11 protein-coding genes and 1 pseudogene are annotated in these 17,963 nt (G+C 75.0%); 2 read left to right on the top strand and 10 right to left on the bottom strand.

What is annotated here, in order from left to right; translation table 11 throughout:
• Positions 1–27 precede the first annotated feature (27 nt).
• From SM793_RS22085 to SM793_RS22115, 7 genes and pseudogenes are all read right to left on the bottom strand, one after another.
• Positions 28–978: a fumarylacetoacetate hydrolase family protein gene (locus tag SM793_RS22085; RefSeq protein ID WP_320439981.1), complete on the bottom strand. Its 951-nt coding sequence runs from the start codon at positions 976–978 to the stop codon at positions 28–30.
• A gap of 16 nt (positions 979–994) precedes the next feature.
• The gene (locus SM793_RS22090; RefSeq protein ID WP_320439982.1) at positions 995–2,110 is read right to left on the bottom strand and encodes a cupin domain-containing protein; all 1,116 of its coding nucleotides are present in this window, start codon (positions 2,108–2,110) and stop codon (positions 995–997) included.
• Entirely contained in the window at positions 2,107–3,111 is a 1,005-nt protein-coding gene (locus SM793_RS22095; protein ID WP_320439983.1) for a carbon-nitrogen hydrolase family protein, read from the bottom strand. Before SM793_RS22095 ends, SM793_RS22090 begins: the two co-directional genes overlap by 4 nt.
• Positions 3,108–5,645 carry an FAD-dependent monooxygenase gene (locus SM793_RS22100; protein WP_413816013.1) on the bottom strand — a complete coding sequence of 846 codons (2,538 nt, stop codon included), beginning with the start codon at positions 5,643–5,645 and terminating at the stop codon, positions 3,108–3,110. Before SM793_RS22100 ends, SM793_RS22095 begins: the two co-directional genes overlap by 4 nt.
• Positions 5,642–6,043 carry an acyl-CoA thioesterase gene (locus SM793_RS22105; RefSeq protein WP_320440020.1) on the bottom strand — a complete coding sequence of 134 codons (402 nt, stop codon included), beginning with the start codon at positions 6,041–6,043 and terminating at the stop codon, positions 5,642–5,644. The genes SM793_RS22100 and SM793_RS22105 overlap by 4 nt, the downstream gene beginning before the upstream one ends.
• A gap of 51 nt (positions 6,044–6,094) precedes the next feature.
• Positions 6,095–7,705, bottom strand: a pseudogene (locus SM793_RS22110) (AMP-binding protein); the annotation flags it as partial.
• Positions 7,706–7,833: 128 nt separating this feature from the next.
• A complete protein-coding gene (locus SM793_RS22115; RefSeq protein WP_320439984.1) occupies positions 7,834–8,532 on the bottom strand; it encodes an MBL fold metallo-hydrolase in 699 nt (232 codons plus the stop codon).
• A gap of 115 nt (positions 8,533–8,647) precedes the next feature.
• Between SM793_RS22115 and SM793_RS22120 the strand changes: the two genes are divergently transcribed.
• A complete protein-coding gene (locus SM793_RS22120; RefSeq protein ID WP_320439985.1) occupies positions 8,648–9,616 on the top strand; it encodes a GlxA family transcriptional regulator in 969 nt (322 codons plus the stop codon).
• A 123-nt stretch (positions 9,617–9,739) separates the two neighbouring features.
• On the opposite strand, the gene SM793_RS22125 is transcribed toward SM793_RS22120, so the two are convergent.
• Positions 9,740–11,197 (bottom strand): NAD(P)/FAD-dependent oxidoreductase, encoded by a 1,458-nt coding sequence (locus SM793_RS22125; protein WP_320439986.1) that lies wholly within the window; start codon positions 11,195–11,197, stop codon positions 9,740–9,742.
• A gap of 27 nt (positions 11,198–11,224) precedes the next feature.
• Positions 11,225–11,998 carry a DsbA family oxidoreductase gene (locus SM793_RS22130; RefSeq protein ID WP_320439987.1) on the bottom strand — a complete coding sequence of 258 codons (774 nt, stop codon included), beginning with the start codon at positions 11,996–11,998 and terminating at the stop codon, positions 11,225–11,227.
• A gap of 387 nt (positions 11,999–12,385) precedes the next feature.
• Between SM793_RS22130 and SM793_RS22135 the strand changes: the two genes are divergently transcribed.
• Positions 12,386–13,099, top strand: a complete 714-nt coding sequence (locus SM793_RS22135; RefSeq protein WP_320439988.1) for a TNT domain-containing protein — start codon at positions 12,386–12,388, stop codon at positions 13,097–13,099.
• A 107-nt stretch (positions 13,100–13,206) separates the two neighbouring features.
• On the opposite strand, the gene SM793_RS22140 is transcribed toward SM793_RS22135, so the two are convergent.
• Positions 13,207–17,958 carry an ATP-binding protein gene (locus tag SM793_RS22140; protein WP_320439989.1) on the bottom strand — a complete coding sequence of 1,584 codons (4,752 nt, stop codon included), beginning with the start codon at positions 17,956–17,958 and terminating at the stop codon, positions 13,207–13,209.
• Between the last annotated feature and the right edge of the window lie 5 nt (positions 17,959–17,963).

Raw genomic sequence — 17,963 nt, forward strand, 5'->3', positions numbered from 1 at the left:
GGCTCCTCTGCGGGGGTGGGCGGCCGGTCAGCGGGCGTCGACCACGGGGTTGGCGAGGGTGCCGATCCCCTCGATGGTGGCCTCGACCAGGTCGCCGGGCCGGAGGAACTGCGGGGGCACCATCCCGGCGCCGACGCCGGACGGCGAGCCGGTGGCGATGACGTCGCCGGGCTCCAGGGTGACGCCGGAGGAGATGTCGGCGATCAGCCGGGCGATGCCGAACAGCATGTGGCGGGTGTTGGAGTCCTGCCGCAGTTCGCCGTTGACCCGCAGGGACAGGTCGAGCCGCTGCGGGTCGGGGATCTCGTCGGCGGTGACCACGACCGGGCCGAACGGCGCGTAGGTGTCCTGCCCCTTGGAGAAGAACCACTGGCCGGAGCGGCGCTGGTCGCGGGCGCTGATGTCGTTGACGATGCTGTAGCCGAAGACGTGCCGCAGGGCGTCGGCCTCGGTCACCCGGAAGGCGGGAGTGCCGATGACGACGGCGAGTTCGCACTCCCAGTCGAGCTGCTTGGTGAGTTCGGCGTTGTGCCGGATCGGCTGGCCGGGGCCGGTGACGGCGGTGGCGGGCTTGCTGAACAGTACCGGCCGGTCGGGGAGTTCGCGCTCGGTGTCGAGGGTGCGGTGCGACTCGGCGACGTGCTCGACGTAGTTGAGCCCGACCCCGACGATCTTGCCGGGCCGCAGCGGGGCGCGCAGCACCACCTCGGCGAGCGGGCGGATCACGGCGCCGTCGGCCGCTGCGCCGTCGGTCGCCGCGCCGCCCGTCGGTTCACCCTCGGCCGGTGCGCCGGCGAGGAGTTCGCGCACGGCGGCCAGGGCCGGTTCGCCGGCCGCGACCAGGCCCAGCAGGTCGGGGGGCAGCCGGACGCCGGCGGCCGAGGCCAGGGCGGACAGGTCGGCGACCCGGTCCCCGGCGAGCAGGGCGCCGGGGCGGGGGGTGTCGTCGCCGGGGGTGCAGTAGGTCAACAGCCGCATGGGTGTGCGCTCCTGGTCACGGGGTGGTGGTGGGCTGGTGCCCGTCGTGCTCCGGGTAGGGCTCCTCGCGGTACAGGCCGAGCGAGTGCATCACCGGGAAGTCGTTGAAGGAGAACAGGCAGGCGTCCTCGCCGGGGTCGAGGTTCGCGTGCTCGTGCCAGGCCCAGGACGGCACCACGAAGATGTCGCCCTGCTGCCAGGTGAAGCGGTGGCCGGCGACCACCGAGACGCCCCGTCCCTTGGCGGCGGTATAGACCACCGAACCGGTGTGCCGGTGGGCCCGGGTGGCCTGGCCGGGGCGCAGCAGCTGGAGGTGGGCGCCCATGGTGGGCATCACCGGGCCGCCGGTGACCGGGTTGGTGTACTCCATGACCACCCCGTCCCAGGGCGAGCCCTCGGTGGCGCGGGCGAGCCGGGTGAGCGCCTGGTAGCTGGGCTCCCAGGGCCAGCCGAGCAGCGGCGAGTACGGCCGGGTCCACTTCTCGACGCCGTACGGCAGCAGGTTGCCGCCGTAGCTGAGCAGGGAGGAGTTGGCCACCGGTCCGGGCCGCTGGTGCAGCTCGGGGTGCACCTCGTAGAAGTTGGCGTCGAGCATGTTGACCAGCGGGATGTCCAGGCCGTCCTGCCAGATCACCGGGGCGTCCTCGGACTCGTTGCCGTGCTCGTGCCAGGCGCCGTTGGGCGTGATCGCGAAGTCCCGCGGGCCGACCTTGAGCTTCTGGCCGTCGACGATCGTCCAGGCGCCGGTGCCCTCGTGCACGAAGCGCAGCGCGGAGGCCTGGTGGCGGTGCGCGGTCATCGCCTCGCCGGGGCCCATGATCTGCAGGCCGGTGTACAGCAGGCCGACGGCGGCGCTGAGTTCGCGGCGGCCCGGGTTGACCAGCATGACCACCCGGCGGCCCGCGTCGTCGGCCCTGACCAGGGGCAGCGCCTTGCGGACCAGCGGGCGCAGGTCGGCGTAGCGCCAGAGCACCGGGACCGACCTGGGCTGCGGGTACCAGGGCTCGATCTCGTTCGCCACGGTCCACAGGGCGCCCGCGTCGACCTTGGCCAGCTCTTCGTAGTAGGCGGCGAGTTCGGGGCTGTCGGTGACCCGGGCGCGGCCGATCCGGTCGTCGTCGTAGCCGGTCATTCCTCCTCCTTCGGGGGCGGTTCGGGAAAGGTGAGCGGTCGCAGCGGGCGGTTGTCCATGTGCAGCCGGAACACGTCGAAGCGGTTGTAGTGGCCGACGATGTCGTGCATCTGCTTGGGCCGGACGCAGTCGCCGAGGTCGATCTCGGCGTACACGATCCCTTCCTCGTCCACCAGCGGCTCGGTCACCGCCCGCCCGTCGGGCCCGAAGATTCCGGACAACGCGCTGCGCGGGCGGGAGAGTTGTTTGCGGAGCTGCTGGTCCTCGCCGGCGATGGCGTCGACGATCTCCGGGGAGATGGTCGAACAGGAGACCACGGTGAAGACCTTGCCCTCGAAGCAGTGCGCGGCGGCGCGCAGTGCGATCGCCTCCGCCATGTCGTATTCCTCGGGGGCGACCGGGAGGGCGATGTAGCAGGCCGCGTGGACGAGTTCGCCCTGCGCGAGGAGGGAGAACCGGGCCAGCGGATTGGTGTTCTCGCCGCAGGCCAGCGCGCCGAGCGGGCCGACGGCGGTGTCGTGGACCCGCAGCGTGCTGCCGTCGCCCGGGGTCCAGGTCAGTTTCTCGGCCCAGGTGGGGACCAGTTTGCGGTGCACGCTCAGCAGTTCGCCGTCGGCGTCGATGACCAGCACGGTGTTGTACAGCACTCCGAGGCTGTGCCGGCCGCGCTCGTTGACGCCGATCACCAGCACCACGCCGGCCCGGCGGGCGGCGGCGCGCAGCGCGTCGACGTACGGGCCCGGCACGTCCACCGAGGCGCGGTAGAGGCGCTCGTACCAGGGCGAGCCCTGGACCGGGTTCATGGTCCAGTTCCAGTACGGGTAGCCGGGGACGAACACCTCGGGAAAGACCACCAGGGTGGCTCCGTGCTCGGCCGCCTCGTGGATCAGGGCGACCGCCTTGGCCACGGTGGCGGCGGGGTCCAGGAAGACGGGCGAGGCCTGGACGGCGGCCGCGGTGAAGCGCGGGCGCCGCAGCGCGGCGGCGATCGGCTCGGTCATCGTTCCTCCTCGGTGCGGCCGGTGCGGTCGGTGCGGTCGGTGAGATCGGCGGGGTCGGTACGGTCGGCAGAGTCGGTGAGGTGGGTGAGGTGGTCGAGGCCGGGCCGCCAGCGCCGGTGCACCGGCGGCTCGGCCTCGCGCACCAGCCGCAGTCTCGGCGCCACCCGGTCGGAGCCCGGCCCGGGCGGGCGCCGGCTGCCTGCCGCCCACGGCCCGGGCCAACGGGCGCCGGGACCGGCGTACCCCTGCTCGGCGGCGGCGTGCAGGGTCCACAGCGGGTCGTGCAACTGCGCCCGGCCGACCGCCACCAGGTCGGCCCGACCGGCCAGCAGCACCGAGTTGGCGTCGTCGTGCCCGGAGATCGCGCCGACCGCGACGGTGGGCAGGCCGGTGGCCCCGCGCACCAGCTCGGCGAACGGCGTCTGGTAGCCGCGCCCGAACGGCGGTCGCTGGTGGGCCACCACCTCGCCGGTGGAGACGTCCACCGCGTCCGCGCCGCCGTCCGCGAGGGCCCGGCAGATGGCGACGGCCTCCGGCTCGCTGGTGCCGCCCGGCGCCCAGTCGCTGGCCGAGATCCGCACCAGCAGCGGCCGCCCGGCCGGCCAGGCCGCGCGGACCGCCGCCAGCACCTCCAGCGGCAGCCGCAACCGCTGGGCGAGCGGGCCGCCGTAGCGGTCGGTGCGCCGGTTGGTGAGTGGGGACAGGAAGCCGGAGAGCAGGTGGCCGTGGCCGAACTGGAGCTCCAGCACCTCGAAGCCGATCCGCCCCGCACGCTCGGCGGCTGCCGCGAAGTCCGCGACCACGGCGGCGAGTTCGACCTGATTGGCCTCGTGCGGCCGGGGGCTGTCGGCGTCCCAGGGCAGCGGCGAGGCGGCCAGTAGCGGCCAGCCGTCCGCGCCCAGGGACCGGCCGGTCCCGTCCGGCCCGGGCACCGAGGTGGCCGCCCGCCGCCCGGCGTGGGTGAGCTGGATCCCGAGCGGGGTGTCGCTCACCGCCCTGACGGAGCCGACGAGTTCGCGCCAGGCCGCCTCCTGTCGGTCGTTCCACAGCCCCGGGCAGTGGTCGGTGGCCCGGCCCTCCGGCGTGACCGCCGTCATCCCGGCGATCACCAGCCCGGCGCCGCCGAGCGCATGAATGGTCAGCTGCGCCCGTTCGAAGGCGCTGGGCAGCGCCTCGGGGGAGGTGAAGGTGGCCAGCGGCGGCACCACCACCCGGTTGCGCAGCTCCAGCGCGGCGAGCTTGAGCGGCCGGAACATGGGCGGCACCGCCGCCGCCCCGGCCGGATCGGCGCCGCCCGCGAACGCCGCCTCCACCCCCGCGACGAACCCGGGGTCGCGGGCCCGGAGGTTCCCGTAGGTGACCCGGCGGCTGCGGGTAAGCAGGTTGAACGCGAACCGGTCGGCGTCCTGCCCGGTCCGCCGGTCGATCGTCTCGAACCATTCCAGGCTGGCCTGCGCCGCCCGCTGGGTGGACTCCACCACCGGCCGCCGCTCCGCCTCGTAGGCCGCCAACGCCCGCTCCACCGTGGGCTGTTCGCCCAGACTGGCGGCCAGGGCGAGGGCGTCCTCCAGGGCGAGCTTGGTGCCCGAGCCGATCGAGAAGTGCGCCGAGTGCGCGGCGTCGCCGAGCAGCACCACGTTCCGGTGCCGCCAGGTGGCGTTGCGCACCGTGGTGAAGCGGATCCAGCGGGAGGCGTTCGGGATCAGCCGGTGCCCCTCCAGGTGCGGGGCGAGCAGCTCCGCGCAGCGCCGCACGCTCGCCTCGTCGCTCTCGCCGCGCGCGAACTCCCGGTCGGCGAGGGCCTCGAAGCCGGCCCGGCGCCAGGCGTCCTCGGCGATCTCGACGATGAACGTCGACCGTTGCGCGCTGTACGGATAGGCGTGCACCTGGAGCACCCCGAAGTCGAAGCGCTCGACGAGGAAGGTGAAGGCGTCGAAGACCTTGTCGGTGGCGAGCCACATGTAGCGGGCGTGCCGCTCGTCCAGCTCCGGCCGGAAGGTGGCGGCGTACGCGGCGCGGGTCGCCGAGTGGATGCCGTCGGCGGCGACCACCAGGTCGTACTCCTCGGCGAGTTGCCCGACCGGGGGTGCGGGCGTGCGGTAGCGGACGTCCACCGCCAGCTCGTCGCAGCGCCGTTGCAGGATCGCGCGCAGCCGGTTGCGGTCCAGCGCCGCGAACCCGTGGCCGCCGCTGGTGCGCACCTGCCCGGCGTACCGGATGTCGATGTCGCTCCAGCGCGCGAACTCGGCGCTCAGCGCGGCGAACACGGCCGGGTCGGCCTGGGCGATGCCGTCCAGCGTCTCGTCGGAGAACACCACCCCGAAGCCGAACTCGTCCTCGCGGCCGTCCCGTTCGAAGACGGTGAGCTCCCGCTCCGGCGCCAGCTGCCGGGCCAGGGCGGCGAAGTAGAGCCCGCCCGGACCACCGCCGATCACCGCCACCCGGCGGGCCGCCCCGGTGGACGGATCACCTCCGGCCCCGGCCACCGGACCGCTTCCGGCGCCGGTGGCCGCGTCACTCCCGGTCCCGGTCACCGGATCATCTCCGGTTCCTGCCGTCCGGCCCCGGCCAGCGCCCGGCGCACCGGTTCCGGCCAGGGCTCGGTGCCCTTGGCGTGCGGCGCGGCGTGCACCACCGACATCCGCCCGCCGGCGGCCGGGCCGTTCGGTCCGTGCACCTCGAACGCGTAGTGCAGGGAGGAGCCGCCGATCCGCTCGACCCGCAGTTCGACCCGGACCAGGTCGCCGAACCACAGCCGTTCGCGGTAGTCGGCCTCGAAGTGCACCCGGGGGATCCGGCCGAACAGCCCGTCCAGGCCCAGTCGGCGCAGCAGCGTCGCCTCGGCGGCCTCGGCCCAGCGCTGGACGGCCGAGAAGTGGTAGTGCCCGGCGGCATCGGTGTCCGACCACTCGACCCGCCGTTCGACGGTCACACTGGCGGGTCGTGGACCGGCCGCCGCCGCTGTCGTGGGCGCCGTGGCGGGCGCGGCCCGGCGGCGCAGCTCGGCCCGGGCCAGCTTCCCGGTCGCGGTGCGGGGCAGCGCATCGACGAACTCGACCGCGCGCGGGTACTTGTAGGGCGCGATGGCCCGTTTGACGTGCTCCTGGAGCGCCCGGACGGTGTCCGGCCCGGCGGCGACGCCCGCGCGCAGCACCACATAGGCCTTGACCACGGTGCCGCGCCGCTCGTCGGGCGCCCCGACCACCGCGCAGTCGGCGACGTCGGGGTGGTCGGCGAGCACCTGCTCCACCTCGGGCCCGGCGATGTTGTAGCCGGAGGAGACGATCATGTCGTCATTGCGCGCCCGGTACCAGAAGTACCCGTCCGGGTCGCGCACATAGGTGTCCCCGGTGAGGTTCCAGCCGTCGCGCACGTACTCGTGCTGGCGGTCGTCGCGCAGATAGCGGCAGCCGGTGGGGCCTTTGACGGCGAGCCGCCCGGGCTGTCCGTCCGGCACCGGCCGGCCCGACTCGTCCAGGACCGCCGCCCGGTAGCCGGGGACCGGCCGGCCGGTGGAGCCGGGGCGGATGTCCCCGTCGGCGGCGGAGATGAACACGTGCAGCAGCTCGGTCGCCCCGATCCCGTCGATCAGCCGCTGCCCGGTGGCCTCGCGGAACGCCTCCCAGACGGCGGCCGGCAGGTGCTCGCCGGCCGAGACGCACCGGCGCACCCCGGCGAGCCGGTCGGCCAGCCCGGCGGCGAGGATCGCCCGGTAGGCCGTCGGCGCGGTGAACAGCACGTCGACCCCGTGCCGGTGGACGTGCTCGGCGAGCTGCTCGGGTGTGGCCTGCTCCAGCAGCAGGGTGGCCGCGCCGGCCCGCAGCGGGAAGACCACCAGGCCGCCGAGCCCGAAGGTGAAGGCGAGCGGCGGGGTGCCGGCGAACAGGTCGTCGGCGGTGGGCCGCAGCAGATGGCGGGAGAAGGTGTCGGCGTTGGCGAGCACGTCGCGGTGGAAGTGCAGGGTGGCCTTGGGGCGTCCGGTGGTGCCGGAGGTGAAGGCGATCAGCGCGACGTCGTCGGCGGCGGTCGGCACGGCGGCGAACGGTCCGGCGGTCGCGGCGCAGCGCGCGGTGAGGTCCTCGGGCCCGCTCCCGCCGTACGGCAGCACGGTCAGCCCGGGTGTCGTGGCCCGCTCCAGCTCGGAGAGGAAGCGGTGGTCGCAGAGTGCCAGGACGGGCGCCGCGACCTCGTGCAGCGCGGTCAGCTCGGCCGCCCGCAGCAGCGGCATGGTGGTCACCACCACCCCGCCGGCCTTCAGGACGCCGAGCCAACAGGCCACTAACCAGGGCGCGTTGGGCCCCCGTAAGAGGACCCTGTTGCCGGGCACCAGGCCCAGCGGACCGGTCAGCAGCCGGGCCACCGCGTCGGCGTGCCCGCGCAGTTCGCCGTACGTCCACACGTCGTCCGGCGTGACCAGGCAGCGCCGGTCCGGGCCGAACCGCTCGATCGTCGCATCGAGCAGCTCGTGTGCGCAGTTCAGTCGGTCCGGATAGGCCAACTCCGGTAGGTCGAACAGGAATTCTGGCCACTCCTCGAAGGGTGGCAGGTTGTCTCTACAGAACGTGTCCACGTGCGCGGAGGGCGAGAGCTCCATGGGTGGGCCACCTCATCGGGTGAGCGGGAGTGAGGCAAGTATCGCGCTTCGGTGACGCCAGTCAAGAGAGCGATACATACATTCGGCCCAGCCCCCGTCCGCCGCCCGGCGCGGTCGAGCACCCCGCGCTAGCGCGGGGTCGATTCGTCGCCGCGGAACGGAGCGCCGTGACCGGGCACGATGAGGTCCGCGGCGGCCAGCACCCGGAGCCGGGAGGCGCGCAGGAGCTCGCGGTCCGGAGCCACCGGGTCCTCCGCCGGTCCGGCCGCGTGCCACCACAGGTCGCCGGCGAACGCCACCACGCCCTCCGCCGTCCCGGCCAGCAGTGTGATGTCCTCGGCGCTGTGCCCGGGCGTGCGGATCAGCCGCAGGGACGGGGTCAGCTCGTACCCCTCGGCGTCCCGGTTCGTCCACTCGTGGCCCCGGTACTCGACCCCGTGGTCGTGCACCCGGGCGCGGCCGAAGAGGCCCACGTTCATGGTGTTGTCGGGGTGGTGGTGGCTGAGCACCACATCGGTGATGTCCTCGGGGCCGAGCCCCAGCGCGGCCAGCGGGCCGAGGATGTCGTCCTGCCCGGCCACCATGCCCGGGTCGAAGATCACGTGCCGTCCCGCGTCCGTGACGTAGGAGACGGTGGCGGCGACCCCGGGGCCGGTGGAGCCCACGTAGCCGGTGGTCAGGACCTGGAAGGCGGCGCTGCGGCCGAGCGGCGCGTCGGCCGGCGGTGCGGTCGGAGCCGGTGCGGTTGCGACCGGTGCGGTCGGAGCCGGAGCGGTTGCGAGCGGAGCGTCGGTCAGCGGGGCGTCTGCGAGCGGTGAGTTCGTCATGGGTCGATCCTGTCGAACGCCCGGGCCCCCGACGAGTGGCACAGATGCCGAGGATCGCAGGAAAGGTGCCAACCCGTCCGCCGCCACCCGCCGCCCGCTGTGCCAGACTCCGCGAATGGCCCCCTTCACCACCGTCGCCGCCTATGTCCCGCCCGGCGCCGGCATGCTCGCCGTCGGCATCGTCGCCGAGGTCTTCGGCCCGCACGGGGCGGAACACCCGGGCTTCGACTTCGCCCTCTGCGCCGACCGCCCCGGCGGCGTCGACACCGACCTCGGCGTGCCGCTGGCGATCGCGCACGGCCTGGACCGGCTCGCCGCCGCCGATCTCGTGCTCGCCCTCCCCGGCGCCGGTTTCCGCACTCCGCCGCCGCCCGCCGTCCTGGACGCCCTGGCGGCCGCCCACGACCGCGGCGCCCTGGTCGCCGCCCACTGCGTCGGCACCTTCGCGCTCGCCGCCGCCGGCCTGCTCGACGGCCGCCGCGCCACCACCCACTGGCGCTTCGCCGGACTGCTGGCCCGCAGCCACCCGGAGGTCACCGTCGAACCCGAGGCGCTCTACCTGGACGACGGCCGGATCAGCACCGGCGCCGGCGCCGCGGCGGGCTTCGACCTGTGCCTGCACCTGATCCGGCGCGAACACGGAGCCGCCGTCGCCAACCACATCGCCCGGGACATGGTGCTGCCCTCCCACCGCGACGGCGGCCAGGCCCAGTACCTCGCCGCACCGGTGCCCGAGGACGGCGAGGACGAGCGGCTGGCCGAACTGCTCGGCTGGGCCCGCGCCAACCTCCACCGGCCGCTGCCGGTCGCCGAACTGGCCCGGCGCGCCGTGATGAGCAAGCGCTCCTTCCTGCGCCGCTTCACCGCCGCCACCGGGACCACCCCGCATGCCTGGCTCGGTGAGCTGCGGCTGACCGCCGCCGAGGAACTCCTGGAGACCACCGACCTGCCGGTGGAGGAGATCGCCCGCCGGGTCGGCTACAGCGGCGCGGCGGTCCTGCGGGAGCGCTTCGTCCGCCGCCGCGGCGTCCCGCCCCGGGTCTACCGCCGCTCGTTCTCCCGGGTGGCCGGGCCCCCGGCCTGATCGGCCGGAGTGCCCGGGGTTCGGGGCCCGGGGCCGGGTCGCGGGCCGTCCCCGCCGTCAGCCGCGCGCCGCGCCCCGCCCCCACCGTCAGCCGCGCGCCGCGCCACGCCCCCGCTCCCGCCGTCAGCCGCGCCCCGCGCTACGCCCCCGCCCACCCGAAGGACGCCCGCGCAGCCACCGCAGGGCCGCCTCCGCGGCGTTGGCCCCGCACATGCCGTGGACGCCGGGCCCGGGCGGGGTCGCGGCGGAGCAGAGGTAGTGGCCGGGCAGCCCGGTGGCGTAGGGGTGGAGGGTGGCGCGGGGGCCGAGGACCAGCTGGCGGACGTCCTTGGCGCCGGTCATGATGTCGCCGCCGACGAAGTTGGGGTTGTCGGCGGCGAAGTCGGCCGGGCGGCGGACCGCCAGGCCGAGGACGCGCTCACGGAAGCCGGGTGCGAAGCTCTCGATCCGGGCGATCACCGCCTCGGTGGCGTCCCCGGTCCAGCCGTGCGGCACATGGGCGTACGTCCACAGCGGGTGGACGTCGCCCGCCGAGCGGCCGGGGTCGGCCAGGTACTGCTGGCCGACCAGCACGAACGGCCGCTCCGGCATCCGTCCGGCCGTGACCGCCCGCTCGGCGGCGGCCAGCTCGGCGAAGCTGCCGCCGAGGTGGACGGTCCCGGCGCGGCGGGCCGGCTCGGCCGTCCACGGCACCCCGCCCGCCACCGCGAAGTCCACCTTGAACGCCCCCGGCCCGTGCCGGAACCGGCGGTAGGCGCGGGCGGTCCGGGACGGCAGCCGGTCGCCGAGGAGAGCGGCCACGGCCCCGGGCGCGAGGTCGTACAGGACGAGGTCGGCGGGCGGCAGCCGGTCCGCCGAGCGGACCGGGACGCCGGTCTCGACCACCCCGCCCAGTTCGGTGAGCAGCGCCGCCAGCGCCCGGGTGATCGCCCCCGAGCCGCCGACGGCGACGGCCCAGCCGTGACGGTGTCCGGCGGCCAGCAGCCCGAGGCCCACGGCGGCGCTGAGCGGTCGGTCCAGCGGTCGGAAGGCGTGGGCGGCGGCCCCGCCGAACAGCGCCCGGGCCCGCTCCCCGGCGAAGGCCCGGGCGACGGCGGTGGCCGGGAGCAGGGCGGGCGCGCCGAAGCGGGCGAGCCGCAGCGGGTGGCGGGGGACCCGCAGCAGCGGGCCCATGAGGTCCTCGGCGAGCCGGTCGTACCCCGCGACCGGCCCCTCGAACAGCTGCCGCCAGCGCCGGCCGTCGGCGCCCCCGAGCCCGGCGGCCGTCGCCGCGACCGAGCGGTGCAGGACGCCGGCCGTGCCGTCCGCGAGCGGGTGCGCGCAGTCGATCTCCGGCAGCCGGAACTCCAGCCCGAAGCGCTCCAGGCCGAGGCCGCGCAGGAAGGGCGAGCCGATGGTCATCGGATGGATGGCGGAGCAGTGGTCGTGCAGCAGCCCGGGCACGATCGCCTCCCCGCTGCGGGCCCCGCCGCCGATCTCCCCGGCGGCCTCCAGCACGGTCACCCGCACGCCCGCCCGGGCCAGCCGGACGGCGGCGGCGAGCCCGTTCGGGCCACCGCCCACCACTACCGCGGTACTCATACGGCCAGCATCCCGCATCCGCCGCCGTCAGTGCCGCGGCACCGCGCACCCGTCCGGCCCGCAGACCTCGCCGGGGTTCGCGCCGCTGTCCGTGCCGGGGTCCGCGCCGCTGTCCGCGCTGCTGTCTCTGCCGCTGTCTCCGCCGACGGCGACGAGCGGCACGACCGTCCGACTGTCCCACGCCTGCTCCAGGGCGGCGGTGAAGGTGTCGGTCGGCTGCGCGCCCGAGACCCCGAGCCGCCGGTCGAGCACGAAGAACGGCACCCCGGTGGCACCCATCGCACTCGCCGTCGCCTCGTCCTCCCGCACCGCCTCCGCGTAGGCGTCCGGATCGGCCAGCACCCGGGCCGCCTCCGCCCCTTCCAGACCGGCCCCGACTGCCAGCTCGGCCAGCCGCCCGGGCGCGAACGCGGACCGCTCCTCGGCGAAGTTGGCCCGGTAGAGGGCGTCCAGCAGCTCCGTCTGCCGCCCGTGCTCGGCGGCGAAGTGGAGCAGCCGGTGCATGTCGAAGGAGTTCGCGGCATCACGCCCCGAGCGCAGGTACGCCAGCCCCTCCGCCTCGGCGTTGTCGGCGATCCGCTGCTCCGCCGCCTCGGCCTGCTCCAGCCCGATCCCGTACTTGGCGGCGATCAGCGGCACCACCGGCCGGGCCTCCTGCGGCGCCCGGGGGTCGAGCTCGAACGACCGGTGGACGACCTGCACGGCCTCCCGGTGCGGGAAGCGCTCCAGCGCCCGCTCGAACCGCGCCTTGCCGATGTAGCACCACGGGCAGTTGATGTCGCTCCAGATCTCGACGCGCACGGGTCGCTCCTGTCCTCGCCTGGTGGCGGGGCCTTCCCGCGCACTCCGGGGACAACAACGATGAGGAAGTAGATATTTCTTCTCGTGAACTATTTATGAACCACTCCGTGCGCCGTTCCGTGCGCCGTTCGGGTGGCCGGCGGGCCGGCATCGACCCGGCTCGGGCCAAAGGCCCTTCCCGCCCCTCGAATTGGTGCCGGTCGCACCGGACTCCCGCCGATCGGGTGAATGGTGCCGGGGTGGGCGTTTCGCCCACGAATCAATGCCGTGGCGGCGTGTAGCTTCCGGTGCCGATCGGTCCGTTGCCGATCAATTCCTTCCGTGCCACCGGGTGCCCCCCTGCGCGCCCGGCCCGGACTCCTGCCACCCACCGGAGGACCCGCCCCCATGCGTTCCCGCCATCTCGCCGCCCTGTCCCTGGCGGCCGCCCTGCTGGTGACCGGCGCCGCCGCCACCCAGAGCGCCGCCGCCACCACGTCCCGGGCCGGCGACGTTCAGGCAGACCCGACCGACTGCCCCCGTGAGCAGTACCGCCCGACCGCCGAGGACAAGAAGAAGTTCTACTGCGGTTTCAAGGAGCTCGGCCCCAGGACCCTGCCCGCCGGGGTCGCGAAGCTGCTGAAGAACTACGACCGCTTCGGCGGCCTGACGCCGCAGCAGTTCCTGTCCTGGTACCGCGACGGCCTCGACTGGAAGTACCCGGCCGAGGACGGCTTCCGCGACGTCAACGGCACCATCGACCGGACCACCGTCGAGATCCCCGCCGGCACCAAGCTCGACCGCTTCGGGCTCTACTACGGCCGCTACCTCTCCAAGCCGGGCACGTCCTTCCCCGAGCGCGCGCTCCCGCCGGACAGCCTCAACCCGGTGATCGAGGAGAACCAGGAGGTCGACAGTTACTTCTGCTACGGCGTGCGGACGCCCTTCAAGGTCGAACAGGGCGGCATCGCCTCCGGCTTCGCCCAGCCCGGCAAGGGCGTCCAGCAGTACCTGAACGAGAAGTTGAAGCCCGCCGAGTTCGGGACCGACTCCTACAACGTCAAGACCCTGCTGGACCGGAAGTACCTGGAGGCGCTGCCCGACTCCGCCTGCCTCGCCTGACCCGAGCCTGACCCGAGCCTGACCCGAGCCGGACCCGAGCCCGACCCGAGCCCGACCCGCTCCGGAACCCCCGCCCGCCCCACCGCCCAGCGGTGGGGCGGGCGGGCTCACGACTCGATGATCCGCCCCGCCGTCGGATGGGAGAGGATCAGGCCCAGGAGCTGGGGATCCCCGCTGTACAGGTAGGTGGCCTCCTCGGCCGGTGGCTCCGCACCCCCGACCAGCAGCAGGTCGAAGCGCATGGTGATGTCCGTGCCGAACTGCTCGGTGAGCATGTCGAACACCGGCCCGGAGACGGCGACGGCCGTGACGAGCCGGTTGCGGTCGTTGCGGTCCCTGGTGATCACGAGCCTCAACTGTTCGGCTCCGGGCAGGTGTTCGGGGTGGTCGCCGTGCATGATGGACACGGCGATCGGGGTTCGCGGCCGGTCGGCGGCGTCGAGCCGTTTGATCCGGTCCCAGAGGTCGAGGAAGGCGCGCCCGGCCGTGGCCAGGGGATCGCCCGGTTCGAAGAACGTGAGCAGCAGCTCGGCCCCGAACCCGGGCGACGGCCGGGAGAGGCCGCTCTCGATGGTCGAGGCGCGCTGGACCTCGCCGAGGATCCGCTCCAGGACGAGGATCGACGCCTCGTCGGCGTCCGGGAGCTGAACGGCCAGGTAGAGCTGGTTGGTCCGGGCCTCCTCCTCCCCGGACAAGACCCGGAACAGCCGATCGAGCGCTGCTCGATCTTCGGCGGGCCGGTCCACGGGCCGGATCCGGGACTCGTCCAGGGCCTGGACGAGGGCGCGCAGGAACCACTCGGCAACCGTGTTGCCGCCCCGGCGGTGGTCGATCGCCCGCATGCTCTCGGCGATGGCGGTCAGCTCGCCGAACCGCCGGCCGCTGAGGAGGACCCGCAGCAGGGAACAGGTGAACGCGAAGGCGGTGTCGGTGCGACCGTGCTCGGCCCCGTACTCGGCCAGCGCGACCAGGATCGGCCGCTCCGCCTCCAGCCAGGCCCGGGCCTGCTCGGGACGGCGGAAGCGGATGCTGTCCCGGCGGTCCCCGGACGCGGCGGCATTCGTCTCCAACCGGTAGTGCTCCAGCAGCCGGTCGAGCGCGGTCGCCCGGTCGTCGACATCGGCGTTGGCCTCGCCCTGGCTGAGGGAGTAGAGCCGGAGCAGCGGGGGGAACCGCCAGTGGTCCCGGGTCGGGCCCGGCTCCACCAGGTGGGCCCGGGCCAGCGCTGCCATGAGCTGCTCCGCCACCAGGATGTCGAGGTTCGCCACCCCTGCGGCGACGTCGGTGGACAGCTCGTAGTACGGGTACACCGAGAGCAGGCGGAACAAGCGGCTCTCGCTGCTCGACAGATCCAGGTACGACTCGGTGAAGGCGACCCGCAGGCTCCGCTCGCGGTGACTGAGTCCGTCGAGCCGGTAGCGGGGGTCACTCAGCTCCCGGACCAGGGCGGCCACGGGGAGGGCCGGCTGATCGGCCAGGCGGTCGGCGCAGATCCTCAGCGCCAGTGGCAGGCCGTCGCACAGCTCGGCCAGCGCCCGCCAGGGACCGGGCGGGCCCGAGACGCGCTCGTCACCGAGCAGGGATGCCTGTACCCCGTTCTGGAGGAGCTGGACGGAATCCTCAGGGGTCATCGCCTGCAGTTCGAGCCGGACGGCGTCGATCGGCAGCGAATGGCGGGAGGTGACCAGGACGGTGACCGGACCGTCGGGCGGGAGGTAGGGCGCGAGGTCGACGGGCGGTGGCGCATTGTCGAGCACCAGTAGGAGCGGTCCGGCCACCGCGCCGAGTCGGGCGAGAACAGTCTGAAGGAGGGCGAACCGGTCACGGGGGTCCGGCGGCACGATCTCGCCCGGAACACCCAGGGCGTGCAGCAGGGCGGCCAGTGACAGTGCGGAGCTGTTCGCTTGCTCGCGCAGGTCGAGGTAGAGCGCTCCACCGGGGTACCAGCCACGCTCCAGCGCCGTGGCGGCGGCCCGGAGGACCAGTTCGGACTTCCCCGCACCGGGGGGACCGGTGACCACCGCCGTGCGGGTCGGGGGCTGCCCGGGTTCGACGGGTGTCAGGAACGACAGCAGCGCGGCGAGGGCCTCGCTGCGGCCGGTGAACGCGGGGGACGGCGCGGGGATCCCGGACCGAGCCGCGGAGCCCGGGATCGGCAGGCGCAGCGTCACCGGCAGGCCCTGGACCGTGGCATGGACGACGACCCGGTTGCTGCTCGTCCGGCTCGGCGGCGTCGGCGTCGGCGTCGGCGGGGCGGCCGCGTCGGCCAGGGCCCGCGCAAGTTCCGCGTCGAGGTCCGTCTCGGCGAGGATGTCCGGCATGTGCGGCAGGCGCTGCGCCAACCGTCGCAGGGCCGTGGCCCGGCCGGAGTCGTAGGGGTCGTACGCGGGGCCCAGCCGCGCCACCAGCTCGTCCAGCACCTCGGCGGTGTCGAGGCGTCCGAGTTCGACGATCGTGGCGCCCGGTGGCCAGGGTCCGGGGCCGTCGGTCGTGACGAGTACGCAACCCCGTCCGTGGGGTTCGATGGAGAACCAGTACCCGGGGTCTGCGGGCCAACCGTCCCGGGGGAAGCTGTCGACAACGACGAGCCAGTCCCGGTGCCGTGCCAGCCGCTCCCACAGGATGGCCGAGGAGGACGCGTCGTAGGGCTCGTCGATGGAGGACAGGGCGGACCAGAGCCGGCCGAGCCCGCGTTCCAGGGAGGCGGCCGAGTGCGCGTCGATCCAGTGGGTGAAGCTGTGGCGCCCGCCGTACGCCGCGACGTACTCCTGGACCAATCGACGGCGCCCCATGCCGACGTCCCCGACGACGATCGCCACGGCAGGTTGCCCGGGCGATCCGGACGCCTCCCGGTCGGGGGCGAAGGCGGCGGCCAGGGCGGCGAGTTCGCGTTTCCGTCCGATCATCCTCGGCGGCTCCGGCGGGCTCAGCACCGGCCGGACCGGGCTCAGCCGATCGGGCCGGAGCAGTGGCGGCACCGGCCCGGGCTCCGGCTCGGCCGGCCGGCCCAGCGCCGTCCGCGTCACCGCCTCGGCCAGCCGCGCGGCCAGCGCGGCGTGCTGGCCGCCCGCGCTCGCGAGGACCGTCACCGCGACCTCGGCGAACGGCAGGCTCCGCGCCGACAGCCGCACCTCACCGCCGGCCTCCCCACTGCCGGCCTCCCCACCGCCGGCCGCCTCGCCGTCGTCGACCGCACCGACGAGCCTGGCGACGGCGCGGAAGTCGCGGGTGCCGCCGAAGGTCGCCGCGACCCGGCCGGACACCTTGGTGAGCACGTGCTTCAGCACCTGGACGGCCTCGGTGCGGGTCAGTTCGGCGAGCAGTTCCTCCCGCACGCCGTCCCGGAAGTCGTAGACCTGCTCGTCCGGGTCGGCGGCCGTTGCGCCCCGGGGTGCGATCAGCCCGGAGAGGAACAGCTCGGCGAGATCGGTCTGCCCGGACTCCGGTACGGTGGCCCGCTGGACCAGCCGCATCACCGGCAGGCTGAGCGGTGCCGCCGCCAGGTGGCAGGCCAGCCGGTAGGCGGCGGGCGAGCTGCCCGCCCGGAACCGGGCGACGCGTTCGGCGGGCGTGGCCGGGTCGTTGGCGGGGCCGGTCGGGCGCTGCGGGCGCGGCACGCCGGCGATCGGTGCGGCGAGCATCGGCGTCCACCCGGAGGTGCGGCCGGCGGTCAGGTCGGCCCACGGGGTGACCCAGTCGGCGTCGACCTCCAGCACCGGCAGCCAGCGGATGTCCGCCCGGAGTTCGGCGCCCCGGCTGCCGGGCGGGACGCCGGGCAGGGCGGCGTCCGAGCGGAAGGCCGGGACGGGTCGGCCCGCGACGGAGGCGCGTGCGGCCACGAGGGCGGTGCGCAGTGCCGTCCGGTGCCAGAGCCGCCGGGGCAGCACCTGGAGCGCCGCCGCGGGCCGGGCGGCGGCCACGCCGGCGAGGAACTTCGGCAGCGCCTTCCCGTACCAGGCCGGGCCGACACCGTCGGTGAGGACGAGCACGATCCGCCGGTCGGTCGGGTCGTTGAGCGGCCGGGACCAGTCGGCCCTGGCGGCGGCGGGCGCGCCCGGGCGGCGCCGGTGGAACGGCGCGAGGGTGGGGACCGGCCGGTCGGTGTCGAGCGCCCAGCACCGCACGTCGGCGAAGGCGCCGTGCCGCTCCAGCAGGGTGCTCAGCTCACCGGCCAGCCGGTGCCAGACGGCCATCGTGGCGCCGGTGTCCACCAGCAGGTCGACCGAGAAGCGCGGCTGCTGGGCGGGCCGCCAGACCGGGAGCAGGATGCCGGTCTCGGCGGTGGCCTCGGCGGTCGCCTCCTCGTCGAGGGTGGCCCGGCCGGGGGCGTCGACCGCGCGGCGCAGCGGGCGCAGGGCCCGGGCGAGGGCCAGGCCGCCGTCCAACGCGGCGGGCTGGGTGACCTGGACGACGTGGCCGCCGGACCGGTCCGTGCCGCCGGGCTCGTCGGGCTCGTCGGTCTCGGGGGTGTCGGAGCGAGGGTGCAGCGCGGCGTGCGGTCCGGGCCGGTCGGCGCCCGGCGCGGGCGGTGACGTCGGCGGTGCGGCGACGGCGGGTGCCGGGTCGGCCGGGGCCCGCCCGGCGGGTCGGGGCGGCGGAGACTGCCGCGGCACGACGGTCGACGGCCGGGCCCGGGCGGGCCGTGGTTCCGCGGACGGTCGCGGCACGGAGGCCGTCGGCGGGGACGGCGGCGGGTCCAGCAGTCCGGCCAGCCCGGCGATCCACAGGACGTCCGCGAGGTCCTGCGGCAGCGGCCCGCCGTCCGCCGGCCGGAGCAGCCCGGCGAGCGCGTCCGTCAGCCCTTCCGCCAGCCCCTCTGTCGGCCCTTCCGTCGGCCCGCCCGGCGCTGCCGAACCCATCTCCG

Origin of the sequence: Kitasatospora purpeofusca (assembly GCF_034043715.1) — a bacterium.
Classification (GTDB): Bacteria; Actinomycetota; Actinomycetes; order Streptomycetales; family Streptomycetaceae; genus Kitasatospora; species Kitasatospora purpeofusca_A.